At 74.1% G+C, this 24511-nt stretch carries 16 protein-coding genes; 4 read left to right on the forward strand and 12 right to left on the reverse strand.

What is annotated here, in order from left to right; translation table 11 throughout:
• Positions 1–399: 399 nt before the first annotated feature.
• Genes ettA through ACZ4EF_RS15955 form a run of 3 tightly spaced genes read left to right on the forward strand, consistent with a single transcriptional unit; the run spans position 400 to position 3180 of the window.
• The gene (gene ettA / locus ACZ4EF_RS15945) at positions 400–2064 is read left to right on the forward strand and encodes an energy-dependent translational throttle protein EttA (RefSeq protein ID WP_355337137.1); all 1665 of its coding nucleotides are present in this window, start codon (positions 400–402) and stop codon (positions 2062–2064) included.
• 16 nt (positions 2065–2080) lie between these two features.
• Positions 2081–2500: an acyl-CoA thioesterase gene (locus ACZ4EF_RS15950; protein ID WP_355337139.1), complete on the forward strand. Its 420-nt coding sequence runs from the start codon at positions 2081–2083 to the stop codon at positions 2498–2500.
• Positions 2497–3180 carry a DUF8010 domain-containing protein gene (locus tag ACZ4EF_RS15955; RefSeq protein WP_467347201.1) on the forward strand — a complete coding sequence of 228 codons (684 nt, stop codon included), beginning with the start codon at positions 2497–2499 and terminating at the stop codon, positions 3178–3180. The genes ACZ4EF_RS15950 and ACZ4EF_RS15955 overlap by 4 nt, the downstream gene beginning before the upstream one ends.
• Before the next feature lie 151 nt (positions 3181–3331).
• Here ACZ4EF_RS15955 and ACZ4EF_RS15960 read toward each other — a convergent pair whose 3' ends face one another.
• From ACZ4EF_RS15960 to ACZ4EF_RS15975, 4 genes are all read right to left on the reverse strand, one after another.
• Positions 3332–4384, reverse strand: a complete 1053-nt coding sequence (locus tag ACZ4EF_RS15960) for an ABC transporter ATP-binding protein (RefSeq protein ID WP_467504924.1) — start codon at positions 4382–4384, stop codon at positions 3332–3334.
• Positions 4381–7137: an FtsX-like permease family protein gene (locus tag ACZ4EF_RS15965; RefSeq protein ID WP_467504925.1), complete on the reverse strand. Its 2757-nt coding sequence runs from the start codon at positions 7135–7137 to the stop codon at positions 4381–4383. Before ACZ4EF_RS15965 ends, ACZ4EF_RS15960 begins: the two co-directional genes overlap by 4 nt.
• Positions 7138–7354: 217 nt before the next feature.
• Positions 7355–10873: an ABC transporter permease gene (locus ACZ4EF_RS15970; RefSeq protein ID WP_467504926.1), complete on the reverse strand. Its 3519-nt coding sequence runs from the start codon at positions 10871–10873 to the stop codon at positions 7355–7357.
• Between the two features lie 132 nt (positions 10874–11005).
• Positions 11006–11410, reverse strand: coding sequence for a globin (locus ACZ4EF_RS15975; RefSeq protein WP_355337149.1), 405 nt, complete (start codon positions 11408–11410; stop codon positions 11006–11008).
• Positions 11411–11645: 235 nt separating this feature from the next.
• On the opposite strand from ACZ4EF_RS15975, the gene ACZ4EF_RS15980 reads away from it, so the two are divergent.
• Positions 11646–12716, forward strand: a complete 1071-nt coding sequence (locus tag ACZ4EF_RS15980; RefSeq protein WP_467504972.1) for a methyltransferase domain-containing protein — start codon at positions 11646–11648, stop codon at positions 12714–12716.
• Positions 12717–12807: 91 nt separating this feature from the next.
• On the opposite strand, the gene ACZ4EF_RS15985 is transcribed toward ACZ4EF_RS15980, so the two are convergent.
• The 8 genes from ACZ4EF_RS15985 to ACZ4EF_RS16020 form a co-directional block, all read right to left on the reverse strand.
• Complete coding sequence (locus ACZ4EF_RS15985) at positions 12808–13524, reverse strand: N-acyl homoserine lactonase family protein (RefSeq protein WP_467504928.1); 717 nt, start codon at positions 13522–13524, stop codon at positions 12808–12810.
• Complete coding sequence (locus ACZ4EF_RS15990) at positions 13521–14672, reverse strand: FHA domain-containing protein (RefSeq protein WP_467504930.1); 1152 nt, start codon at positions 14670–14672, stop codon at positions 13521–13523. Before ACZ4EF_RS15990 ends, ACZ4EF_RS15985 begins: the two co-directional genes overlap by 4 nt.
• Before the next feature lie 106 nt (positions 14673–14778).
• Entirely contained in the window at positions 14779–16125 is a 1347-nt protein-coding gene (locus ACZ4EF_RS15995) for a vWA domain-containing protein (protein ID WP_355337155.1), read from the reverse strand.
• A 14-nt stretch (positions 16126–16139) separates the two neighbouring features.
• Positions 16140–17783, reverse strand: a complete 1644-nt coding sequence (locus ACZ4EF_RS16000) for a PP2C family serine/threonine-protein phosphatase (protein ID WP_467504933.1) — start codon at positions 17781–17783, stop codon at positions 16140–16142.
• A gap of 14 nt (positions 17784–17797) precedes the next feature.
• A complete protein-coding gene (locus ACZ4EF_RS16005; RefSeq protein ID WP_355337159.1) occupies positions 17798–20413 on the reverse strand; it encodes a serine/threonine-protein kinase in 2616 nt (871 codons plus the stop codon).
• Between the two features lie 139 nt (positions 20414–20552).
• Entirely contained in the window at positions 20553–21848 is a 1296-nt protein-coding gene (locus ACZ4EF_RS16010; RefSeq protein ID WP_355337161.1) for a hypothetical protein, read from the reverse strand.
• A 57-nt stretch (positions 21849–21905) separates the two neighbouring features.
• On the reverse strand, positions 21906–22880 hold the full coding sequence (locus ACZ4EF_RS16015) for a glutamate ABC transporter substrate-binding protein (protein WP_402712350.1): 975 nt from the start codon (positions 22878–22880) through the stop codon (positions 21906–21908).
• 107 nt (positions 22881–22987) lie between these two features.
• Positions 22988–24394, reverse strand: a complete 1407-nt coding sequence (locus ACZ4EF_RS16020) for a hypothetical protein (RefSeq protein WP_467504935.1) — start codon at positions 24392–24394, stop codon at positions 22988–22990.
• Positions 24395–24511 lie beyond the last annotated feature (117 nt).

The raw sequence follows: 24511 nt of genomic DNA on the forward strand, positions 1-24511 counted from the left end.
CACACACAACCCCCCCCCCCCCCCCCCTCCCCCCCCCCCCCCCCCCCCCCCGCCCCCCCCCCCCCCCCCCCCCCCCCCCCCCCCCCCCCCCCCACACCCGCCCCCGTCCGGTCCGCGCCGCCTACCGCGACGCTCGCGCGAAGATCGGCTTCCGCCGGCGCTCAGCAGGCACGCGAGACGTACACGACGTACACGTGGTCAGAACCTTCTTCGTCAGCGTGCTGATACTGGGCGGCGTCGTGCTGACCCACCGGGAGGCCAAGCGCCGGGCGGCCGCCGGGCGGGGGCGGGGGAGGGACCCGTTCGCACGGATGGGTGGACGTACGGCAAGATGGGGTGTATCTGCCCTCACGCGGCGGTGCCGCACTGTGGCCCTACTCGATTGCCGGACGGTTTCTCTTGGCTGAGTTCATTTACACCATGCGCAAGGCCCGCAAGGCCCACGGCGACAAGGTGATCCTCGACGACGTGACGCTGAGCTTCCTGCCGGGAGCGAAGATCGGCGTCGTCGGGCCGAACGGCGCCGGTAAGTCGACCGTCCTGAAGATCATGGCGGGCCTGGAGCAGCCGTCGAACGGTGACGCGTTCCTGTCGCCCGGCTTCTCGGTGGGGATGCTGCTCCAGGAGCCGCAGCTCGACGAGTCCAAGACCGTGCTGGAGAACGTGCAGGACGGCGCCGCCGACACCATGGCGAAGCTCACGCGGTTCAACGAGATCGCCGAGCTGATGGCGACCGACTACTCCGACGCGCTGCTGGACGAGATGGGCAAGCTCCAGGAGCAGCTCGACCACGCCAACGGCTGGGACCTGGACGCGCAGCTCGAACAGGCCATGGACGCGCTGGGCTGCCCGCCCGGCGACTGGCAGGTCACCACGCTCTCCGGCGGCGAGAAGCGCCGCGTCGCGCTCTGCAAGCTGCTGCTCGAAGCGCCCGACCTGCTGCTCCTCGACGAGCCCACCAACCACCTGGACGCCGAGTCGGTGAACTGGCTGGAGCAGCACCTGGCGCAGTACGCCGGCACCGTCGTCGCCGTCACCCACGACCGGTACTTCCTGGACAACGTGGCCCAGTGGATCCTGGAGCTGGACCGCGGCCGGGCGCACCCCTACGAGGGCAACTACTCCACGTACCTGGAGAAGAAGGCGGCCCGCCTGAAGGTCGAGGGGCAGAAGGACGCCAAGCGCGCCAAGCGCCTCAAGGAAGAGCTGGAGTGGGTCCGCTCCAACGCCAAGGGCCGTCAGGTGAAGTCCAAGGCCCGCCTGGCCCGTTACGAGGAAATGGCCGCCGAGGCCGACAAGGTGCGGAAGCTGGACTTCGAGGAGATCCAGATCCCGCCGGGCCCGCGCCTGGGATCCATCGTGGTCGAGGTCAACAACCTCTCCAAGGCGTTCGGCGACAAGGTGCTGATCGACGACCTGTCGTTCACGCTCCCGCGCAACGGCATCGTCGGCGTCATCGGCCCGAACGGCGCGGGCAAGACCACGCTGTTCAAGATGATCCAGGGCCTGGAGACCCCGGACTCCGGCTCCATCAAGGTCGGCGAGACGGTCAAGATCTCCTACGTCGACCAGAGCCGCGCCAACATCGACCCCAAGAAGACGCTGTGGGCCGTCGTCTCCGACGAGCTGGACTACATCAACGTCGGCCAGGTCGAAATGCCGTCCCGCGCCTACGTCTCGGCCTTCGGCTTCAAGGGCCCGGACCAGCAGAAGCCCGCGGGCGTGCTCTCCGGCGGTGAGCGCAACCGCCTCAACCTGGCGCTCACCCTCAAGGAGGGCGGCAATCTGCTGCTCCTCGACGAGCCCACCAACGACCTCGACGTCGAGACCCTGTCGTCGCTGGAGAACGCCCTGCTGGAGTTCCCCGGCGCGGCCGTCGTGATCTCCCACGACCGGTGGTTCCTCGACCGGGTGGCGACGCACATCCTGGCGTACGAGGGCGAGAGCCGCTGGTACTGGTTCGAGGGCAACTTCGAGTCGTACGAGAAGAACAAGGTGGAGCGGCTCGGCGCCGACGCGGCCCGGCCGCACCGCGCCACGTACAAGAAGCTGACCCGCGGCTGAGGGCACGGTATCTGTGATGGCACGGCACATCTTCCTCTGCCCGCTGCGCTGGGCGGACATGGACGCCTTCGGGCACGTCAACAACGTGGTCTTCCTGCGGTATCTGGAAGAGGCGCGGATCGACTTCATGTTCCGGCTGGCGCCGGGCGAGGGAAGCGTGTCGTTCACCGGCGGGTCCGTCGTGGCCCGCCACGAGATCGACTACCTGCGTCCGCTGGTGCACCGGCACGAGCCGGTCACCGTCGAGACGTGGGTCTCGGACATCAGCGCGGCGTCGCTGACCGTCCACTACGAGGTCAAGGACGGCGAGACGGTGTACGTGCGGGCCTCCACGGTCGTCGTCCCGTACAACCTCGCCGCCGGACGGCCGCGGCGGATCACCGCGGAGGAGAAGCTGTTCCTCCAGCGGTATCTGGACGGGGCCGTCACCGTATGACCGCTCCCGCGCGGTCGACGCTGACGCTGGCGCGAGCGGGGGAGGCGGCCGATCTGGCCGCCTTCCTCGGCCGGCTGATCCGCTGGGACAAGGCGGCGGTCGTACGGCTCAGGTCCGCCGAAGGGGAGGCCGCCCTCGGGGTCTTCGGCCACCCGCCCTTCGGGGGCGTCCTCGCGGTCCGCACCGCGGCGCTGGCCGAGGACGGGGTCGGGGCGTCGGTCGACGCGACCGTGTCGGCCGGGCAGCTCCTCGACGCCGTGCCTCCGCCGGAGGGGGGCGAGTTGGTGCTGCCCGGGTCCGTCACCGGGCCCTCCTGGGCCGGGCTGCTGCCGCCGCGCGGCGGCTGGCTTCGGGTCACCGAGGTCGACGGTGACGCCGTGCGGGCGGCTGCCGCCCGTGTGATCGGGGAATTCCGTACGCGTACGGAGGAGTTGGGCGAGGCCGGGCGTACGCGGGCCGGACTCGACGCGCTCGCCGAGGAGTTGTGGGCTCGGCCGCTTCCCGGTACCGGCTTGCCCTTGCGGGCGGTGCACGCCGCCCATGCCCTCGGGTTTCTGCGGGGAGCCGAGGACGCCGTGCTTCTGTCGGCCGGGCCCTGGCTGCGGCTGCGCACCGCGCTCGGTTCCGTGGCCGTACGCGCTGCCGCGCCGGCCTCCGGTCTGACCGTCACTCCGGCCTAGGGCCTGACCCTCTTTTTCCCACCCGCCCACCCGTGCAGATGCTTCCACCCCTGCGGGTGCCGCCCGCGGGCCCCACCCGCCGTCGGGGCGGGCCGTGCCGCGTTCGGCCCCCATTGGTGCTCCCCGTCGCGTGTGCGGGTGTGGGTGACCGTCAGCCGTCCTGGGGCTCCTCCGTCCGCTGAGGGGGTTGGGAGGGGTCGGGCCAGAGGGAGATGTGGTCGGGTTCGAGTTCGAGGAGGACGCGGGAGCGGATGGAGAGGGAGTCGGTGTAGTCGCGGGGGAGTTGGAGGCGGCCGGCGCGGTCGACGGTGGCGTATTCGCGGGCCACGACGGACTCCTGGCCGTGTTCGTCGACCTCGGTGTGGCGGACGACCTCGGATGCGGTACGGCCGTCGCGGATGGCGACGGTGCGGCGGACGGCGTTGGCGACGGCGTGGTCGTGGGTGACGACCACGACCGTGGTGCCCAACTCCTCATTGGCGGTGCGGAAAGAGGTGAAGACCTGCTCGGCGGTGGCGGAGTCGAGTTCGCCGGTGGGCTCGTCGGCGAGGACGACGGACGGGCTGTTCGCCAGGGCGACGGCGATGGCGGCGCGCTGCTGCTCGCCGCCGGACATCTGGCCGGGGTGCCGGTCGTGGCAGTAGCCGACGCCGAGCATGCCGAGCAGTTCGGTGGCCCGCGCGGTGCGCTGCCGCTTCGTGCGCAGCCCGCCGGTGCGGCCGGCGAGCTGCATCGGCAGGACGACGTTCTGCGCGGCGGTGAGGTACGGCAGCAGATTGCGGCCGGTCTGCTGCCAGACGAACCCCACCACCTCCCTGCGGTACCGCAGCCGCGACGCGGCGTCCATCGCCAGCAGGTCGTAGCCGCCGACGGACGCGGCGCCCGCGGTCGGCACGTCGAGCCCGGCCAGGATGTTGAGCAGCGTGGACTTCCCGCTGCCCGACGCGCCGACCAGGGCCATCAACTCGCCCTTCCCGACGAGCAGATCGAGCCCCTGGAGGGCCTGCACCTCCACCCCGTCCGCGGTGAAGATCCGCACCAGCCGGTCACAACTGATCAGCGCGTCCTTGCCGTACGCGGGCCGCTCCCGCCGCTCGGCGACCGCCCGCTCCAGATCCGCGAGACTGCTGACGGGAGCGCGGTCAGGTCCCGTCACCGGACCCGGCACCGCTCCGCGCACCTCGCCGCCCGCTTCGCTCGTCATACCCGGTCCCCCACTCTCAACTCCGCGCTCTCCCGCCGCCGTCCGCTCACCCACACCTGGATCAGCAGCACCGCACAGGCCAGTATCAGCAGCCCCGCCGACGGCAGGGCAAGGGACCATGGATCGGCCCGCAGGCCGAGCCCGAAGTCGGCCGGTTCCACGCCCTGTTCGCCGCCGCCGAAGGTGAGCGCCCGCAGATCGACGCCCGGTCCGAGCAGCGGGACCACCGCCAGGCCCACCAGGACACCGCCGACGGCGGCGAGCAGCGTCTGCGGCAGCATCTCCAGCAGGACCAGCCGCCGTGACTGCCGCCGCGTCATGCCCATGGTGCGCAACCTGGCCAGCAGCGTGGCCCGTTGCGGCGCGGCCTGGAGCAGCGACAGCAGCAGGGCCAGCGCGCTGAAGGCGGCGCCCGCCGCGACCGCCGCCAGATAGATCGAGCGCGCGCCGCGCTGCAAGGGGAAGTCGCCCAGCCGGGAACGCTGTTCGGCGCGCGTCAGCACCGTCACGAAGGACGCGGGCTCCTTGGCGACCGCGCGCAGCGCCCCGCCGTCGATGTGACTGCCCGGCGCGTTCATCGCCAGCAGCACCGTAGGACCGCTGTACTGGCTGTACGCGGCCAGGTCCGGGTGTCTGGCGGCCAGTTGCGCCGCGGAGACGATCACGAACTCGGCGCCGGGCGCGGCCGGGGTGCTGGTCAGGACGGCCGCGGTCCTGACGGTGACGGCGCCGACGGCGGCGTCCACCCGGGCCGTTCCGTCGCCGAGCAGCGAGGCGAGACCGGGGCTGAGCACGGCGGGCAGCGTCCCCCGCCCCGGATCGTGGTCGAACGCGCGCGCGGGGAAGGCGGGCAGCCCGATGTCGTGGGTCAGTCGCGCGTACGCGGCAGGGTCGACGATCACGAGCGAGTAGGACTGGCCGAAGGGCGCGGTCGGGCTGTTCGGCTCGACGCGGGCGGTGACGACCCGGCCGACGCCGGGCACCTTCTTCCGTACCTCGTCGGGCAGTTGGCGGGGGAGCCCGAAGCGGGAGTCGACCCGCGCGTCCGCGCCGACCAGGACGCTCGCCGCCCGGTCCCTGCCGTGGTCGATACCGGCCAGCACCGAGCCGCCGAAGGACGCCACGGTCAGGGCCACCAGCAGCGCCAGCAGCGGCAGTTGGCTGGTGGCGGGGGAGCGGCCCGCGCGCGCCAGGCCCAGATGGGTGACCGCGCCGGGCAGCCGGGCCGCGGGGCGCGCCAACAGCCGTAGCGGCAGCGGATACAGGCGCAGCAGCACCAGCGCCGCCGCGACGGCGACCAGCACGGGGGCCGCCGCCAGATACGGGTCGCCGCCGCTGTCGGTGCCGCGCCGCCGCAGGGTCAGTACGGCGCCCACGACCAGGACGGTGACGGTCAGTTCCGCGACCAGTCTGCGGCGCGACGGCCGGGCAGCGGTGACGTCCTCGCGGCCCGCCGCGTGTGGCCGCCGGGCCGCCGCCACGGCCCGGACCGGCAGCGCCAGCGCGGCGACCGCGGTGACCGCCGCGCCCAGCAGCAGCGACGTGCCGTAGCGCGAGGCCGGCAGCGCCAGCAGCGCCAGGGCGACGCCCAGGGCGCCGCCCGGCACGGCGGCGGCCGTCGTCTCGCCGAGCAGCCGCCGGAAGACGCCGCGCAGGGCGGCGCCGCGTGAGCGCAGCAACGCGATCTCACCGCGCCGCCGCTCGGCGGCGAGGCCGCCCGCCATCAGCAGCACCGCGAACGCCGTCGTGCCGACGCCGACCGCCGCGATCAGCACCAGCGGCGACACCGCCCGCCGGTCGTCGGAGTAGCCGTCCAGCACGGTGCCGAGGCCGCCGGTGAGCCGGATGTCGGGGTCGGTGGCCTGTTGCAGGGCCACCGAGTCGGGCCCCGCGTTGAAGGACGCCAACTGCCTTTGCAGCGCGGGCACATCGTGCGCGGCCAGGCCGTCGGTGGCCAGCGGGTGGTGCCAGTACCGGGTCACCAGCGTGCCCAGCAGCGGCATCGAGCGCGCGGCCGTACGGTCGACGAGCAGCGAGAAGTGCCAGTACGTCTTGGGCTCGCTGCCCGGCGGGGTCGGCGGCGCGGACAGCTGCGGGGTCAGCAGGTCGCTGTTCTCGGTCCAGAAGTCGTCGGCGGGGTCACGGGGTGCGACGATGCCCGAGATCCGGACGGTCAGCGCGGTCGCGGTGCGGCCGTGCAGGTGCACGGTCTGACCGACCGTGAGACGCATGACCTCGGCGGTGCGTACGGTGACGGCGGCCTCGACCGACAGCGGCGCCGGAACGCCCCCGTCCGGCGCGGGAGCCGGCAGCCGCCCGGCGACCAGGCGCCCGTGCCCGGCCAGTCCCGCCTGCGCCACCAGGCTGGCGGCCGGGAAGAGTTCGGAGGTACGGGGCAGCCCCTGGTCGGGCACCGGCGCCTCCGAGGCGCGCACCCCGATGACGGACCGGTCCTTCCGCAGCCGCAGCGGCGGCTTCGCCATCCGCTGGAAGACCGTCTCCACATGGTCGACGGCGGTGGGGTCCAGCAGCTCGGTCGTCGTGAACTCGGGCCTGTAGGGGCCGGTCAGGCTGACACCGCGGTCGATCGGCGCCGCGTCCCGGACGGCCTGCCGCAGCGCGGTGTCCTCGTAGCGGTCCACCGCGCGGGGGAGCGCCGCGGCGAGGAAGGCGGTGACCAGGACCAGGACGGCCGTCGCGAGCGCGGCGGCGGGCGCGGACCGCAGCCTGACCCGTACCCAGGAGGTGTCCACGCGCGCGCCACCGTCAGCACCGGGCACCGGCGTGCCGACAGAAGCCCGCCCCGAAGCCGGCCCTGAAGCCCGGTCCGGAACCCGCCGCCCCGAAGCCCGCTCCGAGGACCGTTCCCGAGCCCGGTCCGGAGCCCGCCGCCCCGAGGCCCGTTCCGAAGAACCCCCCGACGCGCCCTCCGAAATACCCCCGCCCTCACGCGAGTTGTCGTCCGGCATCTCAGTCCTCCCCCTGCCGCCGCAGCGCCGCCGCCGGATCGCCGCGGCGCACCGCGGTGGCGAGGACGACGACCAGCGGCGCGATCAGGACGACGCCCAGCAGTTCGGCCAGCGGCCCCGCGGGCATCTCGACCAGCAGATCGGGGACGGGCCGGGCGGCCTGCGAAGTGAGCACGACCAGCGGGGTGATCAGCCGGGTCAGCAGCGCGCCCAGCACCACGCCCACGACGAGCGAGATCAGCACGAGCGTCCCCTGTTCCGCGGCGATCATCCGGGCCAACTGGCGGCGCGGGGTGCCCAGGGCGCGCAGCACCGCGAATTCGCCGTTGCGCTCCCTGATCGCGCCGACCGCGCTGACCGCGAAGCCGACCGCGGCCAGTACGGCCGCGGCGATCACCGCGGCGGGCAGCGCCGACTGCGGTCCCGCGCCCAGCGGATCGGCCCGCAGATCCGCCGCGGTCTCGTCCCGTACGAGCACCACGTCGACGTCGGTTCGGGCGCGCAACGCGGCGGCGACCCGCGCGGTCGTGCCGGGCCCGGTGGCCAGCCACCACTCGGTGGGCTCCATGGAACGCGCGTCCTGCGACTCCAACAGCCGGTCGACGGACCGGAGATCGAGCAGCAGGGCGCCCGCGTCCAGGTCCTCACGGCTCTGCGTGTCCTGCGTACCGTCCGCGGCGGCGGCGCTCCGGTCCGCCGTGCCGGGGATCGCGCGGACGGCGGCCGTGACGCGGGCGACGATGTCCACACCGTTGAGCTGGAGCCGGACGGTGCCGCCGACCTTCGCGCCGACCGCCTTGAGGTACGAGTCGGTGGCGACGGCCGGGAGTTCGGGCGGCACGAGCGATTCGACGCGGGTGCGTACGGTGGCGGTCGGCGGCGCCTGCCAGCTGTCCGGGACCACCTCCGTGGAACCGGTGGCGTACTCCAGGCCGAACAGCGCGGGGCCGGCCAGCACGGGCGGTTCGGCGGACGGCGGCACCGCACCGGGATCGCCCGCCAGGCTCGGGTCGTCGAAGTCCGCCCGCGCGTCCCACGAAGCGGCGCCCCGCTCCGTACCGGTACCCGCCGCGCTCAGCGCCTCGCCGCCGCCGTCCGGCCCGACGACCCGCGCGGAGGAGATCGTCAGTCGGTGCGTCTCTTTCACGCCCGGCAGCGAGAAGACGGTGTCGATCCGGGTCAGCCGCAGCGGTCCCGCAGGCCCGCCGCCCGCCGTGCCCGCCGCAGAGGCCAGGTCCAGGGTGAGCCGGTGCGGGGCGCCGTCCGGTGGCAGGTCGCCCAGCTCGAACTCGTACACCACACCCGTGGCGTCCGTCAGCGCGGCGGTCAGGTGGTCGGGGCCGTTGGCGGACGCGATCGGGCGGCCGTGCCGGTCCACCGCCCGCAGTGAGGCGGTGAACTCCACCCGGCGCGCGTCACCGGGGACGGCGAACCCGCCCGAATCCCCAGCGGCCCCGCCCGAATCCCCTGCGCTCCCGGCGGCCCGGCCCGAATCCCCAGCAGCCCGGCCCGAATCCCCGGCGCTCCCAGTGGCCCGGCCCGAATCCCCGCCACTCCCCGCGGCCCCGCCCTTCTCTCCCGCCCTCAGCGGCGCGAGCAGCTCCGCGACCGGCCGCCCCGCCGTGAGGTCGGAGCGGAACCGCATCGCCCTGCCCGCCTGCTCGGTGTCGATGGCCAGGACCGTCGCGTGCCGCTGCTGGGTCAGCAGCACCTCGTCGCGGGCCGCGGGGGCCACCGCGGTGATGCCCGGCACCTTCGCGTAGATCCCGGCCTGCCCGAACGGCGGGGTCGTCATCCCGGTGACCCTGATGTCGGAGCCGACGGTGAAGTCCGCCTGGTCGCGCTGCGAACGGTCCCAGCTCGCGCCCTGCCCGATCGCGAACATCCCCATCGCCACGGCCAGCACCAGCAGCAGCACCGCGCTCGCGCCGCGTCGCGGACGGCGGGCGAACTGCCAGCCCGCCAGGGCCGGCGCGAGCCCGCGACCGCGCGCCGCCCGCCGCTCACCGAGCCCGGCCGCCAGCGGCAGCAGCCGCAGCACCAGCACCGTGCCCGCCAGCAGGCACAGCGCGGGCGCGGCCACCAGGACCGGGTCCACGCCGAGACCGCCCGCGCCGTCGGCGCTCAGCACGCCGCCGCCGGACGCCCGGCGCTGCAACTGCCAGTACGCGACCCCGGCGACCACCAGCAGCCCGACGTCCGCCCCGGCCTGGAGGGCGCCCGGCAGCGCGCCCCGCCGGGACCGTGCCGCGCGCCCGGCCGTGAAGGAGCCGCCGCCGCGCACCGCGGGCACGATCACCGCGAAGGCGCAGGCCAGCGCCGCGCACACGGCCACGAGCCAGGCCGCGCCGCCACTGCCGCCGCCGAGTGTGACGCCGGTACGGGCCAGCGCGCCGGTCCCCGCCAGGAGTCGCGTGACGGGACCGGCGAGCAGCGGCGCGATCAGCGCGGCGGGCACCGCCAGCAGCAGCGCCTCCCCGGCCGCCAGCCGGGCCACCCGCGAGCGGGAGCCGCCGCGGGCCCGCAGCAGCGCGGTCTCCCCGGCCCGCTCCTCGGCCAGCAGTTGCGCGACCAGCAGCAGTGCGAAGCCCGCCAGGATGACGAGCTGGAGCGCGCCGATCAGCAGCGTCGAACGGGTCACCAGCAGGCTGCGGCGCAGCCCGTCGAGCAGTGTCGGCAGCTCGCTCGACACCTGCGCGGAGCCGGTCGGCTTCGCGTCATGGAGGTCGGCGACGGCCGCTTTCGCGCTGCGCTCCAGCGCGTCCATCCGGCCCACGCCCACGCCGCCGAAGTCCGCCGTGCCCTGCCAGGACATCTCGGCGGGCGCCACCCGCCCCGAGCCGAAGGTGCCGCCGTCCACGAGCATCGGCCCGTAGGTGGTGAACGACAGCGTGTGGATGCCGCGTCCGTGCAGCGGGTCCAGGTGCCAGTACGGCGCGGCGGGGTCGGCGGGGCGGTAGAGGCCGGTCACGCGGATGCGCAGCGGCGGCCCGCCGAGCCGGTCGGTGAGCGTGAGGACGCTGCCGGTGCGCACGGTGAGCGCCTGGGCCGCGACCACCGGCATGGCGACCCGCACCTCGGCGGAGCCCTTGGCCGCGGGCGTCGGCCAGGCGCCCTCGGTGATCGTGACGCGCGAGCGGTCGAAGGTGGCCAGCAGCGTCAGATCCGGGTCCCCGCCCTTCGGCGACCCGGCGGGGCGCAGCGCGAACGGCAGCCCGTACGGGCCCGACCTGGTGCTCGACCTGACCGTGGCCGGGAGCCCGTCGAAGGCGTCGGGCACGATGCGCCGTACGGCCGAATCCAGCCCGTCCCGCGTCGGCCCGCTGACCGATGCCTGCACCTCGACCGTCGACCGGTCCGCGGCCTGGTGCTGGAGGGTGCGGCGCAGCGCCGCGTCGCCGATCGCGCCGGTGAAGGCGGTGAAGGTGGCCAGCACGGAGGTGGTGAGGACCACCGTGAGCAGCGCGGCGGCGAGCAGCAACCGGTGCGCGCGGACGCGCAGCAGCACGAAACCGGTCACCGGCGAGCCCCCGTCCTGTCGCTGACCGGATGGTCTCAAAGGGGGAGGGCGTGGTGAACGGTGCCGGAGGTTGTCGGAATACGATCGTGACCGACCGTTGAGCGGACGATTCTCCTCCGCTCAGGGCCGTTTTTAGCCGGGGGTGTTGACCATCGACGCGGCGGCGTACGTCAGGTAGTCCCACAACTGCTGTTCGTGCGCGGGTTCAAGGCCCAACTCGTCGACCGCCGCCCGCATATGGCGCAGCCACGCGTCGTGCGCCGCCTTGTTCACCTCGAAGGGCGCGTGCCGCATCCGCAGCCGCGGGTGGCCGCGCTCGTCGCTGTACGTGCGGGGACCGCCCCAGTACTGCATGAGGAAGAGCCGCAGCCGGTCCTCCGCCGGGCCGAGATCCTCCTCGGGGTACATCGCCCGCAGTTCGGGATCGCCCGCCACCCCCTGATAGAAGACGTGCACCAGACGGCGGAAGGTTTCCTCGCCGCCGACCAGCTCGTAGAACGTCTGCTGCTGCACCGTGCCGCGCGGGATCTCATTCACACCCCCATGGTCGCAGAAGGACCGGCCGAGTACCGGAGTCGTAGGACCGGGCCCGCGGGCGCACGATGGAGGCATGGCCGACACAGACGCGGAAGCGGGCACGGAGGGTACGGACACGGGTGCGGACGGTACGACCTCGGATACGGATACGGATACGGATACAGCTACGGTCGCGGATACGGGTACGGGCGCGGCCGGGCGGTACCGGGCCGCGGCCTCCGCGCTGCGCACCCGCATGGTCCGCCGCATCGTCGCGGGCGGCGGCCTCACCGACCCGGCCTGGCGGGCCGCCTTCGCCGAGGTGCCGCGCCACCTGTTCGTACCCGACTACCAGCGCTCGGCGCACGGCGGCGGGCAGGACCGGCTCACCGCCGCCGACCCCGACCCGCGCCACCGGCTGCGCTGGCTCGCGGGCAGCTACGCCGACCGGCCGATCGCCACCGACGTGGTGGACGGCGAACTGCTCTCCTCCAGCAGCCAGCCCTCGCTGATGGCCCTGATGTGCGAAGCGCTCGACGTGGCGGACGGCCACCGCGTCCTGGAGATCGGCGCCGGAACCGGCTACAACGCGGCGCTGCTGGCCCACCGGCTCGGCCCCGACGCCGTCACCACCATCGACCTGGACGAGCGGATCACCGCCGCCGCCCGCGCGCACCTGGCCGCGTACGGCACACCCGCCGCCCGCTCCATCACCGTCGTCACCGGCGACGGCGCGCTCGGCCACCCGGCCGGCGCCCCGTACGACCGGGTGATCGCGACCTGCGAACTGCCCGCGATCCCGGCGGCCTGGCTCGCCCAGTGCCGGCCGGGCGCCCGGATCCTCGCGCCCCTCGGGACCGGGCTGATCGCGCTCACCGTACGGAGCGCCACCGAGGCCGAAGGGCACTTCCTGGCCACCCCGGCCTTCTTCGTCCCGCTGCGCGGCCCCTCCACGACGGCCCCTGCGCCCGCCGCCGACGACGCGGCGCAGGCGGTACGGGCCACCCGCACACCGCCGCGGATCATCGGCAACGACCTCTTCCGCTTCCTGCTCACCCTCGTCGCGGGCCCGCTGGACCTCACCTGGTCGCCCGGGACCGGCACCGCCCGGCTGCTGGCCGCCGACGGCTCCACCGCCCGCGTCACCGCCGACGGCACGACCCGCGTCAGCGGCCCCCGCGACCTGTGGGCGCTCGCCGAGTCCGCGCACACCGTCTTCCGCGACCTCGGCCACCCGGCCAGGTCCCGCTTCGGCCTCACCGTCGACGGCCCCCGCCAGTGGACCTGGCTGGACGACCCGGCGGGCCCGTACCGCTGGCCGCTGTGAGCCGCGGCGGCCGGAAAAGCCCCTGCCCGCTGTGAGCCGCGGCGGCCGGAGAAGCCCCCGGCCGCTGTGAGCCGCGGCGGCCGAGAAGCCCTCAGCCGGACAGCGGCTCCCAGACCGCCGCGTCGTGCGCGAACAGAATCCGCCGCGGGTCGTACGCCAGCAGCCGCTCCACCCACGGGTCGGGCTCGGGCAGCGGCGCTCCCGCACCGTCGGCGGCGGCCAGGACCGCGCCCTGCGCGGCGGCGAAGTCGGACGCCGAGGTGTGCGTCTGACCGGCCAGGATCACCGTCCCGTCCGGCCTGCGGATCACCAGCGACTGGTGACCGACGGTGTGACCAGGCGTCGGCACAATCCACAGCCCCGGACGGATCTCCGCCTCACCGGTCAGCTCCTCGTAGCGGGCGCCGGGGAAGCCGACCAGATGCTCGGGCGTGTGGCCGCCGCCGCGCGCCACCGCCAGCTCGGCGTCCTGCACCAGCACCGGAGTGCCGGGGAAGAGCGGATTGCCGCCGATGTGGTCGAAGTGCAGATGGCAGTTGACCACCAGCGCGATGTCCGCGGTCGTCACCCCCGCCGCGGCGAGCGCGTCGGGCAGCGGACGGCGGTACGGGCGGTAGTGCGCGTCCGTCTCGGGGTCCGCGGTGCCGATCCCGGTGTCGAAGAGCAGGAGTTCGCCGTCGTGCTCGACCAGATAGCCGAGCGCGGGCTCCACCCGCGGCTTCCCGTCGGCGGTCTCGGAGCCCGGCCGGACGAACCGGCCCAGGTCGAGGCGGCGCAGGGCCGCTCCCGTACCGGACACCCGCGTCACGCCCGGCGGAGGGTGATCGTCGTCCACGCCCCCACGTGGACCCGGTCGCCCTCGAAGAGCGGGATCGGGGTGTACGGGCGGATCGCGTCCTCGCCCAGGTTGACCGTGGTGCCGTTGGTGGAGTCCTGGTCGACCACCGCCCAGGAGCCGTCCGGCTGCTGGACCAGCACGGCGTGCTGGTGGGAGACGCCCGGGTCCCCGGGGGGGCGGGACAGGTCGATGTCGGGGGCCTCACCGGTGCTCTGGCGGCGCCGTCCGATGGCGATCTGGTTGCCGATCAGGGGCAGTTGGATCTCCGGCGAGAACGCGGGGAAGTACAGGCCCTCCGCGTCCGGGCCGCTGCGGGCCATCATCGCGGTGAAGTACTCCCGGTCCGCGCCGATCACCGCGACCCACGCCGTACCGGCGGACGCCGCGGGCGGCTCGTGGCCGGACCCGGGGGAGACCGAGGGCCCGGACTGCTCACCGGACAGATACGGGTTCTGGAACGGAGGCGCCGCCGGCGAGGACGGCGCGTGCTCGGGGCCGCCGCCCTCGATCGGGCGGCGCGTGGCGGACGCGGGCGGAGCCGCCGACGCCTCGGTGGGCGTCGGCCGCGCGGCGGGCGGCTGCTCGGCGGAGACCTCCGGCTCCGCCACCGGAGCCGGACCCGTCCCCACCGCCTTCACCTGCGAGGACGGCGGGTCCAGCAGGAAGTCCCCGGAACCCGACGTCACCGACTGCGACGGCAGCGGCTCCGCCGGCCGGTTCACCTGCGAGGGGCGGGACCGCTGCGAGCCGTAGTCCGGATACGGCGGGAAACCGGACGCCGTCGGCGGCGGAACGGGCGGGGCGGGCGGCGCGACGAATGTGGTGGAGGTGTGCGTCTGGAAGTTGAAACGGCACTCCTCGCAGAACAGCGCCATCCCCTCCCGCGGCGTCCCGCACTGCGGGCACACCTCCGGCGCCGCCGGCCCGTCCGGCTCGTAGCCGCGCGACGACGCCCCCGGCGAGGTCGACACCGGCGAACTGGACGCCGACGCGGACGCGGACGCCGACGAGGACGGCGGCCGGGTCCCGTACGAGGACGACGGCACGGCGATCCGCATCCCGCAGACCTCGCACCAGTCGTCGGTCCCGGACTGATGGCCGTTCGGACAAGTCGGCATGGTGCTGGCTCCCCCTCCGCCCGCCGGGGGCGGGGTCACAATCCGTGCGAGCTGCTGACGGTTACGTCCTCACACGTTACGTCGTCACATGTCGCGACCGCACGGGTCACTTCTTCACACGCACGGTCTTCGTCGACCGGGTCTCCAGGGTCATCTCGTCCGCGTCGGCGACCCTGGCCTTCAGCCGCACCGTACCGCTCGCCGCGTCGACCACGTCCACGACCTTCGACAGCAGCTTCGCGGTGTCCTCGTTGCCCGACGCGCTCGCGAGCTGCACCGCGCGGCCCAGCTTCGCCGTCGCGCCGTCCATGTCACCGGACTTGCGGGCCTCCAGACCCTGCTGGATGACCTGCGCCAGCTCCGCCTGCCCGGTGTAGTGGGCGACCTGCGGGTTGATCCGGGTGGAGGCGGCCATGTCGTCCGTCCACACCGCGCGGACCAGGCCCTGCGACAGCACCTCGACGGTGCCGTCCGGCTGCGGCAGCACCAGCGACAGCCGCGCCGCCAGCATCTCCTGGCCGACTCCGGCCACCGGCACCCGCACGCACACGTGGTAGTCGCGGGACTCGTCGCCCCACGACCCGGTCGGGTAGTCGCCCGCGCGCGGACCGGCCTCGGTGCGCCGCGCGCTCAGGTCCTCCACGGTCGGCGCGACCTGCTTCACGAACGCGATCTCGGAGCCCTGCGGGGTCCACAGCCGCAGGCTGACGTCCGCGACCTCCTTGCCCATCGCGTTCTCCATCATCGCCTGGAAGTCCGCGGCGAGTCCGGCCGGATCGGCGACGATGTCGACCGAGCCGAGCATCGCCGAGGCGATCCCGGTCAGCTCTTTGACCTCCCAGTCGGTGCCGACACCGCGCGCGTCACAGGTGAAACGGCCCGTGCACGCGTCGAGGGTGGCCTGAAGGTCCTCCGGCTTCTCGTGCTCGTTGCGGCCGTCGGTGAGCAGGATGCCGTGCCGTATGGCCACGTCGGTGCTGGCCAGCAGCCGGTCGGCCAGCCGCAGCCAGGTGCCGATCGCGGTGCCGCCGCCCGCCGTCAGCTTGCGCAGCGCCTGCTTGGCCTGCGCACGGGTGGTCGGATCGGCCACCGCCAGCGTGCCGTTGGCCGGGTAGACCTCGCGCGCCTGGTGGGTGCCGCCGACCACCGCGAAGGCGACGCCGTCGCGGATGGTGTCGATCGCGACGGCCGTGGCGTCACGGGCGTTGCGCATCTTCGTCGGCGGATACTCCATCGAGCCCGAGCAGTCGACCATGATCACCACGCCCGCGCTGGGCGCCGCGCCCCCGGCGGCGGACGCCGGACCCGGCAGCGGCTGCCCGCCCGAGGTGCCGCCGCCGGTCGACGTCACGGTGACGATGGCGTTGACCTCGCGGCCGCCCTCGGGAAGGAACTCGTTCTGATAGATGTCGACCGAGAACTGCGGCACGTTCGACTTCGAGAATTTGGCCATCGGTACTGCGCTCCTTAAAGCCCGTTCACAGCCCCGCCCAGGCCCTCCGTGACCTGGGCGGGTGGGAATCCTGCCCGCGACACGGCGGCCGGGAACGGCAGCACCGCGACCGTTACGTTGTCGTGGCCGCCGCCGTCCAGCGCCACCCCGACCAGCGTCCGCGCGCTGTGCAGCGGGCGGGTCCTGGCGTCCGGCGGTACGACCTCGGCCATCTCGGCGGCCGACTCCGCGTAGTTCCACAGCCCGTCGGTGCACACCACGATGACACCGGGGCTCTCCGGCTGGAAGGCCGCCACATGCGGGTCGACCTCGACGGCGTCCGCGCCGAGCCAGCCGGTGATCGCGTGCGCCCGGTCGTCCGCGTACGCCTCCGCCTCGGTCATCAGACCGGCGGAGACCATCCTGGCCGCCCACGAGTCGTCCTCGGTGAGCCGGGCCGACGGGCGGTCGCGGTCGTCGGGGATCCAGTACGCGCGGCTGTCGCCGATCCAGCCGACGGTGAAGACCGGGCCGGTGACGACGGCGCTGACGCAGGTGCAGGCCGGTGCGTTGTGGTGCGGGACGCCGTCCTGGGTCTCCTCCTCGGCGAGCGCGCTCACCGCGTCGAAGGCCGCCATCAGCGCGCCGCGCATGGCCTCCTCGGCGGGGGCGCCGCGCTCCAGCGAGGCCAGCAGCGACTCGTTGCCCGCCACCGACGCGGCGGCCGACGCGTCGTCCGGGCGGTACGCGGTGGACACGCCGTCGCAGACCACCGCGGCGACCGCCGGGGTGCCGTCCGGCAGCGAGGTCGTGGACAGGGCGAAGGCGTCCTCGTTGCGGTGGTGCCGCAGCCCGCGGTCGCTCACCGCGGCCACGCCCTCCAACTCCTGCTCCTGGTGGTCCCGTTTGCGCGGCTGGGCATGCCCGCAGTGCTCGCAGTACCCGTCCGCGTCGACCCCGCCGAGGCCGCACGCCACGCACACCGTGCCGTTCTCCTCCGCCGGTTCCTCCTCGCGCGGATCCGACACCTTCGCACCGGCCAGCGGCACCCCGAGCGCGAGCGTGTCGCCGCCGCCGCCCGGCTGCGCCGCGGCCTGCGGGGGAGCGAGCAGGAACGCGTCGGTCGCGGGGCCTTCGCCTTCGGCTCCACCGCCGGGTTGCCCGGTGCCGCCGTGCCCGCCGCCGAGCTGACCCTCCTGGCCGCCGCCTGCGGCCTGCGGGCGCGCGCCGCCGTGCGGGTCGCCGCCCGCGCCCGCCGCTCCGGCAGCCGAAGGCGCGCCGCCTGCCGATCGGGTACCCGCCGTTCCGGCGGCCGGAGGCGCGGCGCCTGCCGATCGGTCACTCGCCGCTCCGGCGGCCGAAGGCGCGGCGCCCGCCGTAGCGCCAGCGGCGCCGGGCCCTTCACCGGGGGTCCCGGCAGCGGCGGCCGTGGAGCCGAGGCGGTCGCCGTCCGTGCCCGCGAGGCCGGCGGACGAGGGCGCGGCTCCCGCCGGACCGCCCGCGGCGCCGGGCGCTTCCGCGCCGGAAGGCGAGGCGGCGGACCCCGCCGTTGACGGGTCCGCGCCGGAGGCGCTGAGGCTGAGGTCCGCGCCGCAGTGTTCGCAGAAGCGGTCCTCCGCGTCCAGCGGCTCCGCACAGGAGGGGCACAGCGTCGTCGTGGAAGGCGGCGACTCGGGCATTGGCGGCATCTCGTTTACACCCACGTCCGGGGGCGGAAGCGGTTGGCGCGTTCCACCAGTTCGATCCTCGTACTGCCCTGCTGGGCGAGCCTGGCCAGCACCCGGTACGAGCGCTCCAGGCCGAACCGCAGGTCCCGCTCGTTCAGGGCGGAGCCCAGAACGGCCTTGTGCGGTCCGGCTGTTGACGGTACGCCCGGAGCGCCCGCCGGGAGGTCCCCGACACGGCCCGCCAGCACCCAGTCCAGTGCGCTGCCCAGCACCTCGGTGGCGAGCTGCTCGCGCCGGTCGGAGTCCAGGCCCTGCCGTTGCAGCTCCTCGACCTGGAGCCCGGCCGCCTGGAGGTCGGCCAGCAGCGGCTCCTGCGGCGATCTGTCCCGCAGCCTGGCCCTGATCGCCGCCACCCGCGCGGCGGTGAAGTGGATCGACGACTCGGGTACCGACTCCAGGACGCGTACCGCGCCCTGCCGGTCGCCGGAGGCCAGCAGCACCCGGCCGAGACCGAAGGCCGCGCTCACATAGCTCTGGTCGGTCGTCCACACCAGCCGGTAGTACTCGGCCGCGTTGTCCAACTGCCCCAGCACCTCGGCGCAGATGCCCAGCGCCAGCTTCGGCGCGGGCTCACCGGGGAACGCGTCGTAGACCGCGTCGAAGCTCAGCGCCGCCGTCTCGTGGTCGCCCGTGCACAGCGCCGCCAGGCCGCGGTGCCACACCACCCGCCAGTCGATGGCGTCGTCCTCGGCGTCGGCGAGCGTCGCCATCACCTGCTGGGCGCCGTCGAGGTCGGCCATCTCCAGCCGCGCCCGCAGCTCCCGCAGCCGCTTCTCCACCGAGTCCTGCGGCGCGGAGTGCAGCGCCGCCACCAGCTCGGCCGGGGCCGCGGCCGAAAGCCCGGCCAGGAAGCCCGCGTTGGGGTCGGCGGGGTCGACATGCGGTACGGGCAGCGCCAGTACGGCCGCGCCCGCGTTCAGCCGCGACACGGTGGGGCTGGTGGCGGGCGGCGGGCCCCAGTTGGGCAGCGGGGCGCCGATCACGGTCGGGCTGTACGCGCCGGGGCCGGGCACCGCGGGCAGCCCCGCGGGCTGGGCCGGGATGCTTCCGGCGGGCAGCGCGGGCGCCGACCCGTTGCCGCCGACCCGGTCGCGGCGCCGCGACGCCTTCTCCAGCGCGCGGTCGGCGCCGAGCGTCGAGGTGTCACCGGTCACCGGCCGTACCAACTCGGTGTCCACCACGCGCAGTTCGGGGCCGAAGAGGGTGGACAGCGCGGGCCGCGGGCGGCCGGTCTCCAGGGCGACGACCTCGCGCAGCACGCCCAGGAGCTGGTCGGACATCTCCTCGGCGGAGGAGAACCGCTTGTCCGGGTCCGGGTCGGTCGCGCGGACCAGCAGCCGGTAGAAGGACTCGTAGCGGGAGAAGACCTCGATGTTGCCCGGGTCGGGCAGGCTGTCCACGAAGACGTTCGTGTAGCCCTGGAAGTCGAAGGTCAGCACCGCGAGCGTCCGCGCCACCGTGTACAGGTCGGAGGCGACCGAGGGGCCGACCTCGGCGACCTCGGGCGCCTGGTAGCCGACCGTGCCGTATATCGCCGACTCGGTGTCGTCCATCCGCCGCACGGCGCCCATGTCGATGAGTTCGAGGCGGTCCTCGGTCTGGATGGCGTTGTCGACCTTGAAGTCGCAGTAGAGCAGATTGCGGCTGTGCAGGTGCCCCAGCGCGTCCAGCGCCTCGATGGCGTACGCGATGGCCTGCGCGACCGGCAGCGGCTCGCGCCTGCCGTCCGGCGTACGCCGCTCGTTGGCGATCTCCTTCATCGACTTGCCGCCGACGTACGCCATCACGATGTACCCGTCGAGGGTGCCGGTGCGCTGGTCGAGGTGCTCGACGAAGTTGTAGATCCGGACGATGTTGGGGTGCTCGATCTCGGCGAGGAAGCGCCGCTCGGAGACGGCCGCGGCCAGCGCGTCCTCGTCCCCGGTGTCGAGCAGGCCCTTGAGCACCACCCAGCGGTCGGACACCGCCCGGTCCACCGCCAGGTAGATCCAGCCGAGCCCGCCGTGCGCCAGGCAGCCCACCACGTCGTACTGGCCGTGCACGATGTCGCCGGGCCGCAGCTTGGGCGAGAACGAGTACGGGTGGCCGCACTTGCTGCAGTAGCCCTCGGTACGGCCGGGGCGGTCGCCGCGGCTGCGGCCGACGGGCGCGCCGCAGTCGCCCTTGCTGCAAAAGCGCTTGCGCTCGGGCACCTCGGGGTTCTCCAGCACCGCGGCGGCCGGGTCCGGCCGCGGCACCGTCGGCACCGACACCAGGCCCGCGCCGAGCTTGCCGCGGGTGGAGCCGCTGCTGGAACTGCGGCTGCTGCGCACCGACACCGAACGGCCGGTGGCGGTGCCGCTCAGCGACCGCGACAGCCGCCCGGAGACCGAACGGCGCGAGGCGCGGGAGGACGACTTGGAGGACCGCGAGGAGGAGTGCGACGAGGTCTGCGAGGACACCGAACGGCCGGAGCGGCCCGAGTCCGCGCCGCGCGCGCCGGGCACCGAGCCCGCCGCGCCCACCGGGCCCGCGCCGCCCTGCGCGGCCACCGGCAGCGGTGCGAGGCCGCAGGTGTCGCAGTACAGCTCGCCGCCTCCCATGTCCTCCAAGGTCCCGCCGCAACCGGGCCGTTGGCACTTGCTCACGGTGTTCCCCCTCAGCCTTTCCCCTGTCGCGCGTACGCCACGCGCGCCCTGTACGCAACGGTCCCGTCCGACGACGACATTCCGGCGGTCCCGGTCATACCGGCCCCCTGCTGTCCTGCGGCCCCGACGTCCGCGGCACGGTGACCTCCGCGACCGCCTGCTGATACCGCTGCACGGTGCGCTCGGCCGCGGCCAGGTCGCACGGCGCGCTCCACAGCAGACGGCGCGCCTGGTCGTACCGCTCGATCAGCAGCGGGTCCTCGGCCATCCCCAGCCGCGCCACCTTCGCGCGGTACGCGTCCAGTCTGCCGCGCAGCTCCGCCCTGACCGCCAGCGGCGCGGTCACCGCCGTCAGCGAGTCACGGGCCCGCAGCAGCTCCTCGTCCGCGCGCTCCTCCAGGCCGTCCAGCAGCGGGGACAGCCGGTGCCACTGCGAGCCGCGCCAGAACGCCTCGGCGGACGCGAGCTGTTCGTGCAGCGCCGCCGCCGGGCCGCTGACCGCGGGCACGTCGGACGCCAGGATCTTCGACAGCACCTCGACCCGGGCGCTGCGCGCCTCGGTCAGCGTGCGGTCGGCGCGCGACAGCACGTCACGCAGCCGCAGCAGCCGGTGCTCGGCGTCGTCCCGTACGTGCAGCACCGCCTCCACCTCGCGGCGGATCTGCTCCAGTTGGCGGCCCGCCTGCTCGTACCGCTCGGTGTCGGGGCGGCCGGGCGAGGGCGCGGCCCGCCAGAAGGCGAGCGGGTCGGAGACGGTACGGGCGCGCAGCACGCCCAAGTCGTCGATCAGACCGGCCAGTTCGTCGCCCGCCGGGTGCGTGCCCGGCCGTACGCCCACCGAGTCCGCCAGCGACTGGACCCGCCGGGTCTCTGCGGCCAGCAGGTCGATCCTGGCGGGCAGCGCCGACCACACGGAGTCGGCGGCGGCCACCGTCTCCATGGCCTGGTCGTACCAGCCGTTCATCCGCGCGAGCAACTGCTCCAGGCTGAACTTCTCGGTCAGTTTCGCCGGGCCGGTCAGCGACCTGGCGGCGTCCGGGGTGGCGGCCCCGGTGACGGTCACGCCCTCGCCGCGCAGCAGCTCGGTCAGCCGGACCAGTTCGGTCTGCGTCGGCCAGCGGCGCTTGGCCCGCAGCTCACGCGCGCTGTCCAACGCCTCGGTGTACGCCTCGAAATGCGCCCACAGCAGGGTGATCGCCGCGTCGGTCTCCGCCCAGCGCTCCTTGGTGACCCCGGTCAGCTCGGCGCCCTCCAGCAGACGGCGGCCCGAGTGGTCCTGGAGGGCGAGCAGCGAGGACTCGATCGCCTCGTGCTCGGTGCCGAGCCGCTCCAGGGCACGGTCGACCTCTTCCCGTCCCATGACCGGTCCGGTGGGTCCAGCGACCGCCATCACACCCTCTTTCCGCTGTCCGTGTGCGCTGTTGGTGCCCCCGACTGCGTCGCGCCGTTACTTGTAGTGGGCCTCCGGCGGGCCGGTGATCCCGGACAGGTGCTGGCCGAGCCAGCGGTGGTACTGCCGCATCCACTCGCTGTCGGCGCCGCCGCTGTACGTCGCCAGCACCTGGTTGACCTGCCGGATCAGGTCGGTGTCCGCCAGGTTCATCGCCACACCGTACGGCTCGGTGGTGACCGGTTTGCCGACCAGCCGCATCGACGGGTCCTGCGCGGCCTGGCCGGCCGCGAGCGCGTTGTCGGTGAACACCGCGTCCGCGAGGCCGAGTTGCACCCGCACCAGACAGTCGAGCTGGTTCGGCACCAGCATGATCTTCGCGCCGTGCGGGTCCGCCTGGAGCTTGGTCGCACCGGTCGAACCGGACGCGGTGCAGACCTTCTTGCCGCTCAGCGAGTCGTCGAAGCCGGTGACGGGGGAGCCCTCGGGCGCCAGAAGCTGCTGGCCCGCCATGAAGTAGGCGCTGGAGAAGGCGATCTGCTTGTCCTTCTCGGTCAGCCGGGAACACGTGATGCTCATCGTGCGCACCACCATGTCGACCTTGTGGGTCAGGATCATCGGGACGCGCTGGTCGGTCGGTATCGTCAGGTACTGCACCTGCGCGTTCTCGCCGAGGATGCTCTTCGCGATGGCCTTGACGATGGCGATGTCGAAGCCGGTGATCTCACCGGAGACCGGGTCGCGGTAACCCCACAGATAGCTGTTCTGGTCGACACCGACGATCAGCCGCTTGTTCCGCCTGATCCGCTCCACCGCCGCGCCGTCCCGCGTCCCGCCGTCGGGGTCGAGGCTCGTGACCGCGCCGGTGGCCGGGTCCAGGGCCGTCGCGGAGTTCTCGCACGCGTCGTCGGCCGCGTACTGCGCGTGCGTCACCGGCGCCCGCGGGGCGGTCCTGCCCGCGTCGGCGGCGGGAGCGGTGTCCGACGGCAGCAGCAGCGCGGCGCTCAGCGCCAGCGCGCACGCCGAGGCCATCCCCGCGACTCCGCCCCAGCCGCGCAGCCTGGCCCTGGCCCGCCTGCCGCGTCCTGGCCGTATCGCTTCCACAGTCCGCCTCACCCCGGGTTCGTTCCGCACGCTCATCACCGGTACTCCGACAGGCGGCGCCCGATGCCGAACACCGCGCCCGCCGCCGCCAGCACCGCGAGCACCGCCGCGCCGTACGGCAGCAGCGACAGCGCGCCGTGGCCGTTCCTCGCGGCCTGCTGGAACTCGTGCTGCTCCTGCGCGACGGCCTTCTCCAGACTGGAGTCGACCACGTCGAAGCACTGCCCGGTGGTCTCCGTGACCGTCTTGCCCTTGCTGTCCTTGCCGCCGATCACCTCGGCGACCGCTGTGGCGTAGTCACCGTTGTTGTCGCTCGCCCTGGCCACATCGTGCCTGCCGCGCCACGCCTGCACACCCTTGATCGCGGAATCGACCGGGGTGCGGCCCGCCGTGTTGTCGGCCAGCTTCAGCGCCTTCGCCAGCTCACCGCCCACGCCCTTGGGGTCCTTGCCCGCCAGCGTCTCCATGCCGCTCTGGAACGTCGCGTCGTACGCGCTGCCGGAACCGCGGGCCACCAGCGTCAGATTCTCGTCGCCGCGGGCCTGGAGCACCGCGATCCGCGCGCTGTTGAGCACCTTCATCGACTCCGCGCCGTGCGCGTCGGAGTTGTCGAGCTGCGTACGCGCCACCGTGTGTCCCACCACCAGCCACAGCAGGACCACCGCGCAGGCGGCGGACGCGGCGAGCATGCCGTGGTTGAACACCCGGTTGGTGCGCCGGTAGTGGCGGCGCTGCGCCCACACCAGGCCGCCGAGCGCCACGATGCCCAGCGCCCAGGAGGCGTAGGGCAGCGCCTTGGCGCCGGAGTAGTCGTCGTCCAGCCGCGCCGACTCCGCCTCGTACAGCTTCTTGGAGGCGTCGAGCAGCCCGCCGGGCTTGCGCATCTGCTCGTTGGCGAACCGCAGGTAGGCGCCGCCCAGCGGCAGGCCCTGCCGGTTGTTGGCCTGGGCGGTGGCCACCAGCTTGGTGTACCGCGGGAGCTGCTGGTTGAGCGAGGAGATCTGCGCGCTCGCCTCCGCGGACCCTTGCGTGTTCGCGGCGGCGTGCGTGATCAGCTCGGCCGCGGTGTCGATGTCCTTGTCGTAGCGGTCGGTGACCGAGCGCGGCTCCTGGCCGCCGACGAGGAAGCCGCCCGCCACCGTCGCGTCGGCGTCGGCGAGGCTGCGGTAGATCTCCGCCGCGTCCGCGCTCAGGGGCCCGCTGTGGTGGAGCACGCTGCCCGCGGCCGTCGTACGGTCGCTGACCTGCCAGGCCGTGACGGCGCCGAACGCCACGACCAGCAGGGCCAGTACGGCGCCGATGATCCGCAGCCGGCCCGGCTCCGTGGTGGCGGCGGCCTTGAGCTGATCCGTACGTTCCACCCAGGCCCGGCGGCGCTGCGCCGGTACCCCCGCCCGGTTCAGCCCGTTCGAACCCCCGCCCATCGTCGGCGTCTGCGTCACTCACCCTCCCCCGGGACCGACCACCGCGTCCGCGGAAGTCACGCTCTCAGCCAGCAGTATGGCCGCAGCCACCTGCATCCACCTAGCCAACCGGTGGATCTTGCCGCACGACCGCCT

The organism is Streptomyces sp. NPDC025721 (assembly GCF_055558595.1).